Raw genomic sequence first — 16,285 nt, 5'->3', positions numbered from 1 at the left:
GTGGACACGATTGCCAGTCTTTTCAGCTTTATCACCACACCGGTCTCGTGGATCATCGTCCAGTTCCACTCGGTGTACGGGAAGATCTTCGGCCCCGACACCGGCTGGGCCTGGGGTCTGTCCATCGTGTCCCTGGTGATCCTGATCCGTATCTGCCTGATCCCGCTCTTCGTGAAGCAGATCAAGGCGACTCGTGGCATGCAGACGCTGCAGCCCGAGATGAAGAAGATCCAGGAGCGCTACAAGAACGACAAGCAGCGCCAGTCCGAAGAGATGATGAAGCTGTACAAGGAGACGGGTACCAACCCGCTCTCCTCGTGCCTTCCCATCCTGGCGCAGTCCCCGTTCTTCTTCGCGCTGTACCACGTGCTCAACGGCATCGCGTCGAACAAGAAGGTCGGCGTCATCGACCAGACGCTGCTCGACAGCGCGCGTGAGGCGCACATCTTCGGTGCCCCGCTGGCCGCCAAGTTCACGGACAGCGCGTCGAAGCTCGCCACCCTGGACGCGACGGTCATGGACGTCAAGATCGTGACCGCGGTCATGATCATCCTGATGTCGGCCTCGCAGTTCTTCACGCAGCGCCAGCTGATGACGAAGAACGTCGACATGAGCGTGAAGACGCCGTTCATGCAGCAGCAGAAGATGCTGATGTACGTCTTCCCCGTCATCTTCGCCGTCTTCGGTATCAACTTCCCCGTCGGTGTCCTCGTCTACTGGCTGACCACCAACGTGTGGACCATGGGCCAGCAGATGTACGTCATCCGCCAGAACCCGACCCCGGGCTCGAAGGCCCAGGCCGCGTTCCTGGAGCGCCTGCAGGCCAAGCTGGTCAAGAGCGACGGCGGCAAGCTCCGCCGCGGCGAGCGCAACATCATCAAGGCGATCGTCGCCAAGGGCCGCGACCGCAACGACAACGAGCGCAAGTTCATCAACGGTCTGGGCAAGGCCGGCCTGGTGGCCAACGCCGAGGGTGTCGTGTCGAAGAGCGACAGCGCCGTGGCGGTGCTCGACGGTGACGAGTCGGCCGGTGCGGCCGGCACGCCCAAGCGTCAGCAGCCCAAGCGGCAGTCCAAGTCGCAGCGCCAGTCCGGCGGTGCCCAGTCGGTGTCGAAGAGCGAGGAGACCAAGACCTCGCTGACGAAGTCCGACGAGCCCGAGGACGCCAAGCCCAAGACCCCGGCCAAGCCGGCCGCCGCCAAGCAGCAGCAGCCCGGCACGGGTGCCCGCAGCAAAGCCAAGTCCGGACAGCGCAAGGGCCAGCAGCGGCCCAAGCACCCGTCCAAGAAGTAAGAAGGAGTCCCTCCGTGACGGACGGCACCACCACCGCGCCCGCTGCCGAGGCCGGCGACACCCTCACCCGCCTCGAGCAGGAAGGTGAGATCGCGGCGGACTACCTCGAGGGCCTGCTCGACATCGCCGACCTCGACGGCGACATCGACATGGACGTCGAGGCCGACCGCGCCGCCGTGTCGATCATCAGCGACTCGGGCTCGCGCGACCTGCAGAAGCTGGTCGGCCGGGACGGCGAGGTCCTGGAGGCGCTCCAGGAGCTGACGCGCCTGGCCGTGCACCGTGAGACCGGCGACCGCAGCCGGCTCATGCTGGACATCGCCGGCTACCGGGCGCAGAAGCGCGCCGAGCTCTCCGAGATCGGCGCCAAGGCCGCGGCCGAGGCGAAGAGCTCCGGTGAGCCGGTGAAGCTGAAGCCGATGACGCCCTTCGAGCGCAAGGTCGTGCACGACGCGGTCAAGAGCGCCGGGCTGCGGAGCGAGTCCGAGGGCGAGGAGCCGCAGCGCTTCGTCGTCGTGCTGCCTGCCTGATCCTCCTGTGCTTTCCCCGGCCCCGTCTGTTCGCAGACGGGGCCGGTCTTTGTCAGCCTTGATAGTGAGCCCCTGAGCGCGGTCAGCGCGTCAGCACGGTATTGCGGTACGGAAGGACGGTTCCCCGTGACGGAGACGTCAGAGGTCCCCTCGTCGGAGCTCCCCCCGGCGCCCGAGCAGGCCCGCGCGGTTTTCGGTGAGCGCTTCGACGACGCCGTCCGGTACGCGGAGCTGCTCGCCGATGCCGGCGTGAAGCGCGGCCTGATCGGTCCGCGCGAGGTGCCCCGTCTGTGGGAGCGCCACATTCTCAACTGCGCCGTGCTCTCCGAGGTGGTGCCGGAAGGCGTCACCGTCTGCGATGTCGGCTCCGGTGCCGGCCTGCCCGGCATCCCTCTCGCTCTCGTACGCGAGGATCTCAAGATCACGCTCCTCGAACCGCTGCTGCGGCGTACGACGTTTCTCACCGAAGTCGTCGAGCTGCTCGGCCTCGACCACGTGACCGTCGTGCGCGGCCGTGCAGAGGAGGTCATGGGCAAGCTGCCCTCCGTCCATGTGGTCACGGCGCGTGCGGTGGCTCCGCTCGACCGTCTTGCGACCTGGGGCATTCCGCTGCTGCGTCCCTACGGAGAGATGCTGGCGCTCAAGGGCGACACCGCGGAGGAGGAGCTCCAGGGCGCGAAGACCGCGCTGGCCAAGCTCGGTGCCGAAGCGACCTCCGTCCTTCAGGTCGGTGAGGGCGTGGTGGATCCGCTCTCCACGGTCGTACGGGTCGAGGTGGGCGAGAGCCCGGGCGGTGTGCGCTTCGCGGCGAAGCGGGCCAAGGCTGCGCGTGTGGGGCGGTCGCGTCGGCGGCGCCGCGACTGATCCGGTTCTGCACAAAGGATCGTGGGGGACGGGAAGCGGTGCGAGGTTGACGTTTTGGCGCGCTGATCCGTCCTGATGACGAGTTATAGGCCACACAAGCTTCCAAACGTACGCACGTCGGAGTGTCGTGCGCTGACGTTCGCGGCGCCTCGGCATCGTGTTTCACGTGAAACGTCGCTCGCTCCTGCACGGGATCATCAGCCGCAGCCGTAGTGCCGCGCCTCGTGATCGCAAACCCCCCGTGAGGGGGACGGAGTTCTCCACAACGGAGGATTCATCCACAGAAGACCGGGCCTCGCTGGTTCACGACCCCGATGGCATGGGAGGCTCTGTTCATTGCGAGCCTGAAGTCGAGGAGAGTGAATCCTTGCGGTCCGACGCCAACATCGCGGGACCGATGACCGATCCGGTCCCCGGTCCCCGTACCGAGTCAGCGGGGGAGGACGTTTCACGTGATGTTTCACGTGAAACACCGCCCCCGATGGACGACACCCCGATTGGTCGTGCTGCCCAACTGGCGGTCGAGGCCCTGGGCCGAGCCGGCGAAGGGCTGCCACGCCCTGACCAGACACGTGTCATGGTCGTCGCCAACCAGAAGGGCGGCGTAGGCAAGACCACCACCACGGTCAACCTTGCTGCCTCGCTGGCCCTGCACGGCTCCCGTGTCCTGGTGATCGACCTGGACCCGCAGGGCAATGCCTCCACGGCGCTCGGGATCGACCACCACGCCGAAGTCCCCTCCATCTACGACGTGTTGGTGGAGAGCAAGCCGCTCTCCGAAGTCGTCCAGCCCGTCCCCGATGTCGAAGGCCTCTTCTGCGCCCCCGCCACGATCGATCTCGCCGGTGCGGAGATCGAGCTGGTGTCCCTTGTGGCGCGGGAGAGCCGGCTGCAGCGGGCCATCCAGGCCTACGAGCAGCCGCTGGACTATGTCCTCATCGACTGCCCGCCTTCGCTTGGTCTGCTCACGGTCAACGCGCTCGTGGCGGGCAACGAGGTGCTCATCCCGATCCAGTGCGAGTACTACGCCCTGGAAGGCCTCGGTCAGCTTCTGCGGAACGTGGACCTCGTGCGTGGGCACCTCAACCCCACGCTCCACGTCTCGACCATCCTCCTCACCATGTACGACGGCCGGACCCGCCTTGCCTCCCAGGTGGCGGAAGAGGTGCGGAACCACTTCGGTGACGAGGTGCTGCGGACGAGCATCCCGCGTTCGGTGCGTATCTCGGAGGCCCCGAGCTACGGGCAGACGGTCCTGACTTACGATCCGGGTTCGAGTGGTGCGCTCTCGTATCTCGAAGCTGCCAGGGAAATGGCCCTGCGCGGTGTGAGTGTCCAGCTGGACGGCCGGCACGGCCATGTGGGCGCACAGAACGGTCGGCAGAACATGGCGGAGGGGATCCAGTGAGCGAGCGACGTAGAGGACTGGGGCGCGGACTTGGCGCGCTGATTCCTGCTGCTCCTTCGCCGGAGAGCTCTCCGGCTGCGGGTGGCGCATCGACCTCCCCCTCTGGGGTGCCGGTGCTCACCGCGGAGCGCGGCGTGGCCGCGGCGAAGGTGGCGACGCTGCCGCAGGGCAATGTTTCACGTGAAACGGAGCCCCCGGTCGAGGCCGAGCCGGTCGTCCCCGAGGCACGTCCCGCCGGGGCGCACTTCGCCGAGGTGCCGCTGGACTCGATCACGCCCAACCCGCGCCAGCCGCGTGAGATCTTCGACGAGGACGCACTGGCCGAGCTGGTCACCTCCATCAAGGAGGTCGGTCTTCTCCAGCCGGTCGTCGTACGGCAGTTGGGGGCCGAGCGCTACGAGCTCATCATGGGTGAGCGCCGCTGGCGGGCCTCCCGTGAAGCCGGCCTGGACAAGATCCCCGCGATCGTGCGGGAGACGGAGGACGAGAAGCTCCTTCTCGACGCTCTGCTCGAGAACCTCCACCGGGCGCAGCTGAACCCGATCGAAGAGGCCAACGCCTACGAGCAGTTGCTGAAGGACTTCAACTGCACGCACGACCAGCTGGCCGACCGGATCGGTCGCTCGCGTCCCCAGGTCTCCAACACCCTGCGTCTGCTGAGGCTCTCGCCGGCCGTGCAGAAGCGGGTGGCGGCCGGGGTGCTCTCCGCCGGACACGCGCGTGCGCTGCTGTCCGTGGAGGACACCGAGGAGCAGGAGCGGCTCGCCTACCGGATCGTGGCCGAGGGTCTCTCGGTGCGTTCGGTCGAGGAGATCGTGCAGCTGATGAGCACGGATCCGAAGAAGGCGCCCAAGGCCAAGGGCCCGCGCGCCGGGGCCCGGGTCTCGCCGGCGCTCACGGCACTGGGGTCGCGTCTGTCGGACCGCTTCGAGACCCGGGTGAAGGTCGACCTGGGCCAGAAGAAGGGCAAGATCGTCGTCGAGTTCGCCTCGATGGATGATCTGCAGCGCATCCTCAGCACGATGGCGCCCGAGGAGGGCCCGGTGCTGGAGGGCGCCCTGCCCGAGGCTGACGACGAGAGCTGAGCGCGCTTACGCAGGAGCTGAGCCCGCACCACGCGGTACAGAGCGAGCCGTGTCCGGAGTGTCCGGAACACGGCTCGCTCTGCACCACGCGGTACAGAGCGAGCCGTGTCCGGAGTGTCCGGAACACGGCTCGCTCTTTGCTTTGTTGACGTTTCGCGGCAATCGCTGGGTGGATACGATGCGTTCGGGTATGGCGCATCCACCTGACAGCACCTCTGGGAGAGGGAGGCGGGGGCCATGCGTACGGTGAGCCGCACCGGGTTGGTGACTGCGGGCCTCGGTCTGGGCGCCGTCGGCGGATTCGTCGGCAGTCTGCTCAGGGAACGGAGCGCGCTGACAGCTGCGCGGGTGGCGGCAGGCGAAGGAAGTGAGGAACTGCCTTCATGGGGCGTCGGCTCGTACCGCTCACGCTGGACAACCTCCCGGACCTTCCCAAGCGCTGCCGAGCGTGCGTCTTCTGGGAACTGGATCCGGTCAGTGGCCAGGCCGCGGTAAGGGCGGGAACTCCGGAGCTGGAGAAAGAGGCCTGGATCTCGGCCGTGCTCCTGGAGTGGGGCTCCTGCGGCCGCGTGGTCTACGTCGACGAGGTCCCCGTGGGCTTCGTCCTCTACGCGCCGCCCGCCTACGTGCCGCGTTCCACAGCCTTCCCCACCAGTCCGGTGGCGCCCGACGCCGTCCAGCTGATGACGGGGTGGATCACGCCGGGCTATCAGGGGCAGGGCCTGGGCCGGGTCATGGTGCAGACCGTCGCCAAGGATCTGCTGAGACGAGGCTTCAAGGCGATCGAGGCCTTCGGCGACGCCCGCTGGAAGGAACCGGCGTGTGTGCTCCCGGCCGACCATCTGCTGGCGGTGGGCTTCAAGACTGTGCGCCCGCACCCGGTGCATCCGCGGCTGCGCCTGGAGCTGCGGACCACGCTCTCGTGGAAGGAAGACGTGGAGATGGCGCTCGACCGTCTCCTGGGCGCCGTGCAGAAGGAGCCAGCCCTGCGGCCGCTGTGACGGTGCCGCGCTTGTGACGGTGCCATGTTTCACGTGAAACGCCGAGGGGCGGGAGACCTGACCGGTCTCCCGCCCCTCGACGTTGTCCGCTCTGGGACTTACTCGACGATGAAGTCCGCGAGGTCGCGCTCGATCGCGGCCTTCGGCTTGGCACCGACGATGGTCTTCACGACCTCGCCGCCCTGGTACACGTTCAGGGTCGGGATCGACATCACGCCGTACTTCGCGGCTGTGCCGGGGTTCTCGTCGATGTTGAGCTTCACGATCTCGATCTTCTCGCCGTGCTCGGCGGCGATGGCCTCCAGCGACGGGGCGATCTGGCGGCAGGGACCGCACCAGGCGGCCCAGAAGTCCACCAGTACAGGCTTGTCGCTCTTGAGGACGTCCTCCTCGAAGGAAGCATCCGTCACGTTCTTGAGGGTGCCGGCCACGCTGGGCTCCTTAACTCGGTACTGCTGTGGGGAGAGAGGTGAGAATCAGACGGCAGCCGCGGCGGTCTCGTTGTCCGCGAGGGCAGCGAGGAAGCGCTCGGCGTCCAGGGCGGCGGAGCAGCCGGTGCCGGCTGCCGTGATCGCCTGACGGTAGGTGTGGTCGACGACATCGCCGGCGGCGAAGACGCCGGTGAGGTTCGTCCGCGTGGAGGGCGCGTCCACCTTCAGGTAGCCCTCCTCGTCCAGGTCGAGCTGGCCCTTGAAGAGCTCGGTGCGCGGGTCGTGGCCGACCGCGATGAACAGACCCGTGACGGGCAGTTCGGAGGTCTCGCCCGTCTTGGTGTTGCGCAGGGTCAGACCGGAGAGCTTCTGCTCGCCGTGGATCTCGGCGACCTCGCTGTCCCAGGCGAACTTCACCTTGGGGTCGGCGAAGGCGCGCTCCTGCATCGCCTTCGAGGCGCGCAGGCTGTCGCGGCGGTGCACGATCGTCACGGACTTGGCGAAGCGCGAGAGGAAGGTCGCCTCCTCCATCGCGGTGTCGCCGCCGCCGACCACGGCGATGTCCTGGTCCTTGAAGAAGAACCCGTCGCAGGTGGCGCACCACGAGACCCCGCGGCCGGACAGCGCGTCCTCGTTCGGTAGACCGAGCTTGCGGTGCTGGGAGCCGGTCGTGACGATCACGGCCTTCGCCTGGTGCACGGTCCCGGCGGTGTCCGTGACGGTCTTGATGTCACCCGTGAGGTCGACGGCCACGACGTCGTCCGGCACCAGCTCGGCGCCGAAGCGCTCGGCCTGGGCGCGCATGTTGTCCATGAGCTCCGGACCCATGATCCCGTCCTGGAAGCCCGGGAAGTTCTCCACCTCGGTGGTGTTCATCAGCGCACCACCGGCGGTGACGGCGCCCTCGAACACGAGCGGCTTCAGCGACGCGCGCGCGGTGTAGAGCGCCGCCGTGTAACCGGCGGGCCCGGAGCCGATGATGATCACGTTACGGACGTCGCTCACGGGTTGATTCCTCGTCTCTGCGGACTGACTGCCTACTGCCTCAGGGGAGCCCTACCGGGACTCTCACCCCACCCAACGGATCCTACGGGGCATGCATTCCCGCCAGGACCGCGTACCGGGTGTGTTCCCCAGGCGTCAGCTCCGCCGACCCGTCAGTCCCGCCGTGCGCTCAGACGGCGTGCATCGGTTCCGGGACCTGCATCAGATGCGAGGGGGTGCGTCAGTTCCTGGGAAAGGACGTCTCCAGCAGGACCTTCCCCGTCGCCGTGGACTGGTCCTCCTTCAGGCACCCGGCGTCCACCACATACGCCGAGACCCGAGTCGTCTCCGAGGCATGGGGCAGCACCACCAGATACGCCCGCACTCCCTTGTACGTCCCGTCCTCGGCCGCCAGGGGTTCCTCGTCCCGGGCGATCCCCCGCGCGATGCACTCCGGGATCCCCGGAAGGTCCTTGGTCCGCGGGCCGGTGCCCGATGTGGAGTTCGGTCCGACTGATGTGGACTCCGGGGCGCCGGTGGATTCGGTGGACGTCCGAGCGGCCACGAGGCTTTCCACCCGGGTCTTGAGGTCACCGCCCGAGAACTTCTCCGTCGCCTGGACCGTGCTCTGGTTCCCGTCGTCCTCCGGCATGAGGACCATCGTGCCGATCCCCACGGCCGCCACGACGACGAAGGCGCCGAGAGCACCGGCGGTCACACGGCGTCGACGCCTTGAGCTGCCACCGCGGCCAGGTCCGGTGGCCCCCCGGGGGTGTCCTGCGGGACGCTGGGTGGGCGATGTTTCACGTGAAACATCGCTCGTCCTGCCCTCCGCCGTCGGGGGCGCCTGTCCGCTCTCCGTTTCACGTGAAACATCGAGCGCCGCGTCCACTGGGGACGGCAACGCAGCCGCTGCCGTCAGCGTCTCCGCTGTCAGCGCCGCGCTGATACGGGCGGCGACATCGTCCGGCATCCGCATCTCTTCGGGCAGCGCGCCCAGTAGACCCTGGATCTCCTCCAGAGAGGCCTGGACTTCAGCGCAGTCCGCACACGTATCGAGATGCCGCCGTACGACAGCGGTCCGCGAGGGAGACAGCAGGCCTTCGGCGAGATCGGAGAGCTCCGAGACCTCCGGGTGCTCGGCCGTGCCGGTCGTCGATGTCACGCTCGCCCACCTCCGCCCTTCACGGCTGCTGAATCGTCGGTGCCCGTATCCCGTACTTCTGCTGCCGGTGGGACGGATGTCCCCTCGGTCCGGTTCCGTGCGGACCCCGGCTTCGCGGTGATTCTTTCGCCGCTGTCGATTGGAAGGCTTCCGTCCCGGTCGCTGCCGGAGGCGTTCCGGTCGCTGTCGGCGCCGTTGTTACGGAGGTGTCCGAGGAGCGGCAGGAGACGCGCTCTGCCCCGCGCACAGCGGCTCTTCACCGTGCCCGTGGGGACGTCGAGGATGCGCGCGGCCTCGGCGACGGGGTAGCCCTGCATGTCCACGAGGACGAGAGCGGCGCGCTGATCGGCGGGGAGGGTGCCCAGGGCCTCGATCAGCTCACGGTGGAGGTCCTGACGCTCGGCGGGCGCGGCAGCCGACTCATGCGGTTCGAGCAGCTGCTCCAGGCGCTCCGTGTCGTCGACCGGTGAGGTCTTGCGGGAGGCGGCCTTGCGCGCGCGGTCCAGACAAGCGTTGACCGTGATGCGGTGCAGCCAGGTGGTGACCGCGGACTGCCCGCGGAAGGTGTGCGCGGCACGGTAGGCGGAGACGAGCGCGTCCTGGACGGCGTCCGCAGCCTCCTCGCGGTCTCCCAGCGTCCGCAGCGCCACCGCCCACAGCCGGTCCCGATGCCGTACGACGATCTCGCCGAACGCCTCGTGGTCTCCGGCGACATGGCAGGCCAGGAGCTCCTGATCGCTCATGTCGCCGTACACGGCACCGTGCACGTGGAACCCCCTCCCCCCGGAGACGCTCAGCCGCTGAACTTCACGTCCGTGATGCCTTGCTTGTAGCCGGCGTTGCTGTACCCGTCCTGTGCGGCGTGCGGCAGCGCGGTCAGCCAGACGACCACGTACCGCGTCTTCACCGGCTTCTTGGCCGCCACCTTCACGGCGGTGTCCTGGGTCCTGGTCTCGGACCCGATGCGCTGCAGACCGTCGACCGAACCCGGAGACAGGGAGTCGGCGGCGTAGAGGGACAGGGTGGTGTGGTCCCCGCCGTAGCGGAGCTTTATCGAGGCGGCCGAGACGTCCTGCTCGGAGCCGAGGTCGTACACGATCCCGACACCGGGCTTTATCTTCATCTCCGGGCCGTCGAGGAAGGACTTGGTCCGCCAGTACGAGGAGCCGTCGGCGTCGTACGTCTTGCCGACCTCGCCAGGAGCCTGCGGATCGCCCGCGACGGAGAGCTCGGCGGCGTCCTTGATGCTCAGCGGCTTCGGCGCCCCCTGCTTGCCGTCCTCACCGTTCTGCTCGGACTGCTGGCTCGTGCCCGGGTCACTGGACCCACCGCGCTCCATCAGGGCGTCCGCCAGCTGCCAGCTGCCGAGCCCCAGAGCGGCGATCAGCAGGGCCGAGACGCCCCACTTCAGCGCCTTGCCCGTACGGCTCTGCAGCGGCGCCGGCGGGGTCGGGACCGGCTGCGTGACACCGGGCGGCGTCGGACGGCCGTAGTTGCCCTGCTGGTACGTCGTGCGCTGGTATTCGGGCGCTGCGGTGAAGGCGGGCTCCGGCGGCTTGATACGCGGCAGCTCGGACACCGCTTTGGCGAGCTCCTCCGGGGTGGTGCAGGGCTGCTCCAGGCGCGAGGCCGTGGCCCCGTCGTTCACCAGGGCGCGCATGGCGAGCTCCGAGAGACCCCGGTGGACGCCGGCCCGCACCTGGTCCGGGGCGATCTGCCCTGCGTCCTTCGGAAGCCCGCTCAGGCCGTACGCATCGACCTCGTAGGGCCAGCGCTGGGTGAGCGCCGCGTACAGCAGCGCACCGATCGCCTCGGTGTCGTCGCGCTGGGGGGTCTCGGAGGTGATGCCGCGCAGCGCGGCGTTCACGGCGAGGCCCCGGATGCGGTACTGGCCGGTGGAGCTGCGCAGCACGGCGCTCGGCGTCAGCCGCAGATGGGCGAGGCCTTCGCGGTGGGCGGCGGCCATGGCCTGGGACAGCTGGCTGACGAGCTGGTACGCGTCATGCGGCTCCAGCGGTCCGGCAGCGAGCAGGGCGGTCAGCTCGGTGGCGTCGGGCAGCCACTCGTGGACCACGTACACCAGGTCGTTCTCCTCGACGGCGTCGAGGACCTGGACGAAGCGCGGGTCGCCCAGCAGGGCTGCGGAACGCGCGGCCGAGAGCACGGAGCGGGCCCGCGGGTGGTCGGCGGGCAGAAGATGGACGCCGACGGCGCGGCGAAGTTTCTCGTCGACGGCACGCCAGCTGCTGAATCCGTCCAGACGAGTGACACATTCTTCGAGCCGATAGCGTCTGGCGAGCTTGTGGCCGCTGTGCAGTTCGGGGGTGCGGACCTGGGGCCCGGTCTGCTCGGCCGTCTGATCCGCCTGCATGCCACCCTCGTCGGCAGCCGTCTGCTGGTGCTGCTCCGTCTCGTCGGCCGTGGCCTGGCCCGCCTGTGTGGTCAGCGGTTGGTCCCCGCCGCCTGCTGCCACGTCGACGGCAGCCGTGCTCCGTTCCGCCACCGTCGTTCCTGCCTCCCCATCCGTTGCACGCTGTCCGACGTCAAGCCCAATTGTGCCCACACTCCGACGCTATGCACGACACACGGGCCCCACCGAGGGTTGCCCCTCAGTGGTCCGGTTCATCGAATGTTCAGCGGCCGAGACGTCCCCGGACCATTCCGACCATCGCGTTCATCTCCTCGATCCGCATCCGGCGTGCGGCCACGAAGAACACCCCGAGCAGTACGGCGAAGCCGACGATCAGCGCGGTGAGCGAGCCGAGGGCACCGTTGCCCAAGGCCTTCATGATCGCGTACCCAGCAGCGCCGCCGAGAATCGCAGCGGGCACGGATGCGATGGCGAGACGCGCGTACGTCCGCAGCACATGCGAGCCGTCGAGGTCCCCGCCGAGCTTCGCGCGCAGCCGCTTCCAGGCGACCCCGACGCCGATCGCGTAGGCCAGGCCGTACGAGGCAGCCATGCCGGTCACGGCCCAGCGGTCGGGCAGCAGGAAGTAGCAGGCGGTCGACGCCGCCGCGTTGACGGCGGCCACGATCACGGTGTTGTAGAAGGGCGTCCGCGTGTCCTCGTACGCATAGAAAGCACGCAGAACGACGTACTGCACGGAGTACGGAATCAGGCCGAGGCCGAAGGCCATCAGCATGTAGCCCATGGACGTGGCCGCGTTGCCGCCGGCCGAGCCGAACATCAGGGTGCACATCGGCACGCCCAGCGCGACGAAGGCGAAGGAGATCGGCACGATCGCGACCGCCGTGGTGCGCAGGCCCTGCGAGATGTCGTCGCGGACCGCGCCCGTGTCGTTCTCGTGCGCCGAACGGGAGATGCGCGGCAGGAGTGCGGCCATCAGCGAGACCGTGATGATCGCCTGCGGCAGGCCCCAGATCAGCTGGGCGTTGGCGTAGGCGGCGAAACCCGTGCCGTCCTTGTCGCTGCCCGCGGCGGTGGAGAGCTGCGTGACGACGATCGCGCCGGCCTGGTTGGCGAGGACGAAGAGGAAGGTCCACTTGGCGAGCTTGGCGGCCTTGCCGAGCCCGTGGCCCTTCCAGTCGAAGCGCGGGCGCAGCTTGAAGCCGGCCTCGCGCAGATACGGGACCATCGCCAGCGCCTGGACGACCAGGCCCAGCAGCACACCTACGCCGAGCAGCCGGACGGCCTCCGGCGGGATGGTGTTGACCGTCATCTTGCTGAACTCGGCCGTTCCGTAGACCCACAGGAACATGCCGAGCGTGGCGATGATGATCACGTTGTTGAGGACCGGGGTCCACATCATCGCGCCGAACCTGCCGCGCGCGTTGAGGATCTGGCCCATCACGACGTGCACGCCCATGAAGAAGATCGAGGGCAGGAAGAAGCGGAGCAGCGTGACGGCGACGTCGTTGGCCGCGGGGTTGTTCGCCACCTCGACGGACAGCGCGCGGATCAGCAGCGGCGCGGCGAACATTCCGGCCGCGGTGAGGACGCCGAGCGCCACCATCACGAGCGTGAGGAGGCGGTTGGCGTACGCCTGCCCGCCGTCCTCGTCGTCCTTCATGGCGCGCACGAGCTGCGGCACGAAGACCGAGTTCAGACCGCCGCCGATGGTGAGGATGTAGATCATCGTCGGCAGCTGGTACGCGACCTGGAAGGTGTCGGCGAGCAGGCCGAGGCCGAGCGCCGAGGCGATCAGGATCGAGCGGACGAAGCCCGTCAGACGCGAGACGAGGGTGCCCGCGGCCATCACCGCGCTGGACTTGAGGAGCCCCGAGGCCCGGCCGCCCTTGCGCGCCGCGGGAGCGGCCGGCGGAGGGGTCGGCGGCGTGGCGGGAGCCGGAATCATGGGATCGGGGCCCGGGCGGCCGGGGACGCCGCTCTGCGGTGCACCGTACTGGTGCTGCTGAGGGTGCTGCTGATGCTGCTCGCCGCCGTGGTAGCCGTACTGGTCCCCGCCTGCGGCCTGCTGGTCGCGGTAGAGCCCGCCGGTCCCCTGCTGGTCCCGGTACAGGTGCGCGAAGGCGTCCGGAGCGGACCGCTCCTCGCCCGCCTGCGTCACCAGGTCGTCGACGCCCACGAACTGCGTCGTCCGGGCATCGTCGCCGTACGGCAGCTGCCGGGACAGGCCGTCCGGTTCCGGCGCAGGGGTCTGGGCCCACAGGCGCGGGTCGGGGGCGTGCTGTGCGGCCGGCGGCTGGGCGTAGAGCTGCTGCGGGTCGGGATAGGTGCCCGGAGGCGGCGGAGGGTGGGAGGCCCGGTCGTAGAGCGCCTCGGCCACCGGATCCTGCGCGGCGAGGTCCTGCGCGCGGTACGGATCCTGGTCGTAGGCGTCCTGCACGTACAGGTCCGGTGGCGGCTGCTGCATGTCCGGGGTGGGCTGCTGCGGCGGGTACGGCCCGCCGGTCGGATCGCCGCCGCCCGCGCCCTGGCCGCGGTCACCGTCGTACGGCGCGTTCATGCTTACCCCACCTCATCGGTCCCACGGCCCACCGGCCACATCATCGCTCAACGGTCCACTCTCTCACCCGTGCCGGACGGGTCGGTGCTTTCCGTGGCGGTGTCCGGTGTCGGGTCACTCGGCTGCTCCGGTTCGGGGCCCCCGGAATCCGGGCCGCTGCCGCCCTCGGGCCCGTCCGTGGTGCCGCCGCCCTGCTCCTCGGCCCGGAGCGCGGCGATGCGCTTGCGCCGCTGGTACATCCGGAATCCGGCGAGGACCAGAAGCAGGAAACCGCCGGCGATCACCGCGAGGACCGTGGGCGGCACCTCGGTGACCTTCACGCTGAACGTGATCTTCTTGCCGTACGGCTGGCCATCCGGCGTCACGAGCTGGGCGACCACATCGACCGGGCCGCTGGCGTTGGCCGAGGTGGAGAACTTGAACGACTGGGAGTGGCCGCCGGCGACCTCCACCTGCTGCTCGGCATAGCGCTCGCCGTCGATCTTCAGACGGTTGGGCTTGGTCGAGGTCAGACGGAGCCGGAGGTTCTCCACGCCCTGGGCGAGGTTGTTCTGGACTGTGACGGGGATCGTCGCGCTGCGGCCGGAGAGCTTGGCGTCGGACTTCTCGATGAGCATGATCTGCTCGGTGAGTTTCTGGAGATAGTCCTCGACGCTCTTCCGGTAGGCGAGGGCCTCCCTCGGCTGTCCGCGCCACGACGTCGACAGCGCCCGGTCGATGGCCCTGCCGAACGGGACGACGACCCGCTGCGGGTTCGTCAGGACGACCTTGAACTCGTCGAGCCCCTTCTGGATGCGCTCAATGTCCTCGAAGCCTGACTGGGGCATCTCCTGCTTGCGCAGGGCCGCCGGATACGCCCCGGCCGACGGCACGTCCGTCGTGGCGCCCGGATCCGGCTTCTCCTTCGCCGCCGCGGTCAGGTTCTGCGCCTGGGACCAGGAATCGGACTGCTGGGCCCGGATGGCCGTGGCCATCGTCATGACCTGGGCGGTGGTGGGCATTCGCTGCGGCGCCACCACGATGCTGCGCTGCTTCTCCGGGTCCTGGAGGTTGATCATGAGGCTCTGGGCCAGGAACTGCTGCACGGCGAGCGTGGAGCGCTCGGCGCTCGTCATATCGCCCTGGAAGGCCTTGGACAGGCGGGCGTCCGCCACGACGGCCGTGGTGCCGTCGCCGATCGGCCGCGCCGCAGTCGGCGTGTAGGGCAGGGTGCCCGTCTCGCGGAAGCTGTCATTGCGCGCGATCACGTTGTTCGCGCCCGCGGAGGTGGCTACGTCGACGATCGAAGGATCCAGTGCCCCCTCGGCCGGCCACGCGAAGTCGGTGTTTGAGGAGATATGGAGAACGGTCCGCAGCGTCGACTCGGCCGCGTCGGTGGCGTCCTTCAGGTGGCTGAGCGTCCCCTGCACGGCTTTGCCTCCATGCGCCATGGACGCGAGGTCGGGATCACCGAACGGGAGGGCGACGACCTTCTCGCCCTTCACTGCCTGGATCAGTGCATTCAGCCAGTCCTGGGCGATCTCCTGGTTGTCCTCGTCGCCGGGGACAGGCTTACCGTCCGGCCCTTCCACGTTGTACGGGCGTGCCATCAGATCCACCGAGGCGACGAGATCCGGGTCGATCACCCAGGTGACGGGGAGCGTGCTGCCCTCCGTGACCATCCGCTCGAGCCGTCCGCCCGGCGAGATCTCCTTGATCAGGTCCTCGTCCTTGAAGACGGGAGTCTGGTTCTCGTCGGAGTCCGACTGCGCGGTCAGATGTGTGCGGGAGATCAGCGGCCACATGTAGCTGATCTCCGTGCGCTGCTCTGCCGCCTCGGGCTGCCAGGGCAGGAAGGTCCGTTCGATGCCGAGGATCTGGTCGAACTGCTGGGACTGGGTGCGCCCTGTCAGGGTGACCGCGACTTGGTAGACGCCCTCGGATCCGAGGTCGAGGTCTTTCACGGGGATGTTGAGCGCGAAGTCCTGGGTGGCCCCGGGAGCGATGTTCTTGAACTTCTGCGCGTAGTCCTCGCCGCCGGCCTGCTCGCCCTCGGTGCCCGTCACCGTGCTGCCGGCCTCGGCAGCAGAGTCGATCTGGCTACGGCTGCCCAGTGACTGACCGACGCGCAGCGCCATGGCGCCTTCGGTGATCGTCCGGGAGCTCTCGTTGGTGACCTTGCCGCGGATCGTCAGGGTGGAGCTCTCGGACGGGATCTGGGGCGTGAAGGAGTTGATCGAGACCGACGCGGTGCGCGGACCGGTGGGCTCGGCCTTCACCGCCGCCGACGGTCCGGGCGCCGCGTGCGCGACCGTGCTGCCCGGCTGCACCAGCAGCCCGGCCAGCACGGGCAGACCCACCACGGAGGCCACAGTGCGCCGCAGCCACCGGCGGGCAGGTGAGGGACTCATCCCCTGGAAGTCTGCCGCCTCGGCCACGCGCTCGCCCGTCCCTCGTCGTCGTCAGTGGTCGTCCTTTGCGTCCCCGCATGGTAACGATGCGGGCTGTGGCCGAGTGCCGGGGACTGCTCCACCTGATCGGGACGCAGGTCACGGGGGATCGGTTCTCCTCCCGGGACACCCGCCCCGGCGCCTCCTCGATACCGATGTTCCAC

13 protein-coding genes and 1 pseudogene are annotated in these 16,285 nt (G+C 68.8%); 6 read left to right on the top strand and 8 right to left on the bottom strand.

Annotated elements, in window-relative coordinates; genetic code table 11:
• The 6 genes from yidC (at position 1) to BLT97_RS26225 (ending at position 6,181) form a co-directional block, all read left to right on the top strand.
• Positions 1-1,293 carry a membrane protein insertase YidC gene (gene yidC / locus BLT97_RS26250; protein WP_093614402.1) on the top strand — a complete coding sequence of 431 codons (1,293 nt, stop codon included), beginning with the start codon at positions 1-3 and terminating at the stop codon, positions 1,291-1,293.
• Between the two features lie 14 nt (positions 1,294-1,307).
• Positions 1,308-1,823, top strand: coding sequence for a Jag family protein (locus BLT97_RS26245; protein ID WP_093614400.1), 516 nt, complete (start codon positions 1,308-1,310; stop codon positions 1,821-1,823).
• A gap of 126 nt (positions 1,824-1,949) precedes the next feature.
• Entirely contained in the window at positions 1,950-2,687 is a 738-nt protein-coding gene (gene rsmG, locus BLT97_RS26240; protein ID WP_093614398.1) for a 16S rRNA (guanine(527)-N(7))-methyltransferase RsmG, read from the top strand.
• Between the two features lie 319 nt (positions 2,688-3,006).
• Complete coding sequence (locus BLT97_RS26235) at positions 3,007-4,095, top strand: AAA family ATPase (RefSeq protein ID WP_093614484.1); 1,089 nt, start codon at positions 3,007-3,009, stop codon at positions 4,093-4,095.
• A complete protein-coding gene (locus BLT97_RS26230) occupies positions 4,092-5,180 on the top strand; it encodes a ParB/RepB/Spo0J family partition protein (RefSeq protein WP_093614396.1) in 1,089 nt (362 codons plus the stop codon). The genes BLT97_RS26235 and BLT97_RS26230 overlap by 4 nt, the downstream gene beginning before the upstream one ends.
• A gap of 383 nt (positions 5,181-5,563) precedes the next feature.
• Complete coding sequence (locus tag BLT97_RS26225; protein WP_093614394.1) at positions 5,564-6,181, top strand: GNAT family N-acetyltransferase; 618 nt, start codon at positions 5,564-5,566, stop codon at positions 6,179-6,181.
• Between the two features lie 98 nt (positions 6,182-6,279).
• On the opposite strand, the gene trxA is transcribed toward BLT97_RS26225, so the two are convergent.
• The 8 genes and pseudogenes from trxA to BLT97_RS26190 form a co-directional block, all read right to left on the bottom strand.
• Positions 6,280-6,612, bottom strand: a complete 333-nt coding sequence (trxA, locus tag BLT97_RS26220; protein ID WP_093614392.1) for a thioredoxin — start codon at positions 6,610-6,612, stop codon at positions 6,280-6,282.
• Between the two features lie 45 nt (positions 6,613-6,657).
• Positions 6,658-7,617 (bottom strand): thioredoxin-disulfide reductase, encoded by a 960-nt coding sequence (gene trxB, locus BLT97_RS26215; protein WP_093614390.1) that lies wholly within the window; start codon positions 7,615-7,617, stop codon positions 6,658-6,660.
• A 220-nt stretch (positions 7,618-7,837) separates the two neighbouring features.
• The gene (locus BLT97_RS38650) at positions 7,838-8,314 is read right to left on the bottom strand and encodes a hypothetical protein (RefSeq protein ID WP_245769558.1); all 477 of its coding nucleotides are present in this window, start codon (positions 8,312-8,314) and stop codon (positions 7,838-7,840) included.
• Positions 8,315-8,644: 330 nt separating this feature from the next.
• Positions 8,645-8,761 (bottom strand): annotated as a pseudogene (locus BLT97_RS38645) (zf-HC2 domain-containing protein); the annotation flags it as partial.
• On the bottom strand, positions 8,758-9,504 hold the full coding sequence (gene sigM / locus BLT97_RS26205; RefSeq protein ID WP_093614482.1) for an RNA polymerase sigma factor SigM: 747 nt from the start codon (positions 9,502-9,504) through the stop codon (positions 8,758-8,760). The pseudogene BLT97_RS38645 and the gene sigM, both read right to left, overlap by 4 nt.
• Positions 9,505-9,554: 50 nt before the next feature.
• A complete protein-coding gene (locus tag BLT97_RS26200; RefSeq protein WP_093614386.1) occupies positions 9,555-11,264 on the bottom strand; it encodes a protein kinase family protein in 1,710 nt (569 codons plus the stop codon).
• A 130-nt stretch (positions 11,265-11,394) separates the two neighbouring features.
• Positions 11,395-13,692: a murein biosynthesis integral membrane protein MurJ gene (gene murJ, locus BLT97_RS26195; RefSeq protein ID WP_093614384.1), complete on the bottom strand. Its 2,298-nt coding sequence runs from the start codon at positions 13,690-13,692 to the stop codon at positions 11,395-11,397.
• Between the two features lie 47 nt (positions 13,693-13,739).
• Positions 13,740-16,109, bottom strand: a complete 2,370-nt coding sequence (locus BLT97_RS26190; RefSeq protein ID WP_093614382.1) for a DUF6049 family protein — start codon at positions 16,107-16,109, stop codon at positions 13,740-13,742.
• Between the last annotated feature and the right edge of the window lie 176 nt (positions 16,110-16,285).

It is taken from the genome of Streptomyces indicus (assembly GCF_900100315.1).
Classification (GTDB): Bacteria; Actinomycetota; Actinomycetes; order Streptomycetales; family Streptomycetaceae; genus Streptomyces; species Streptomyces indicus.
This window is presented reverse-complemented; position numbering and strand designations above follow the sequence as displayed.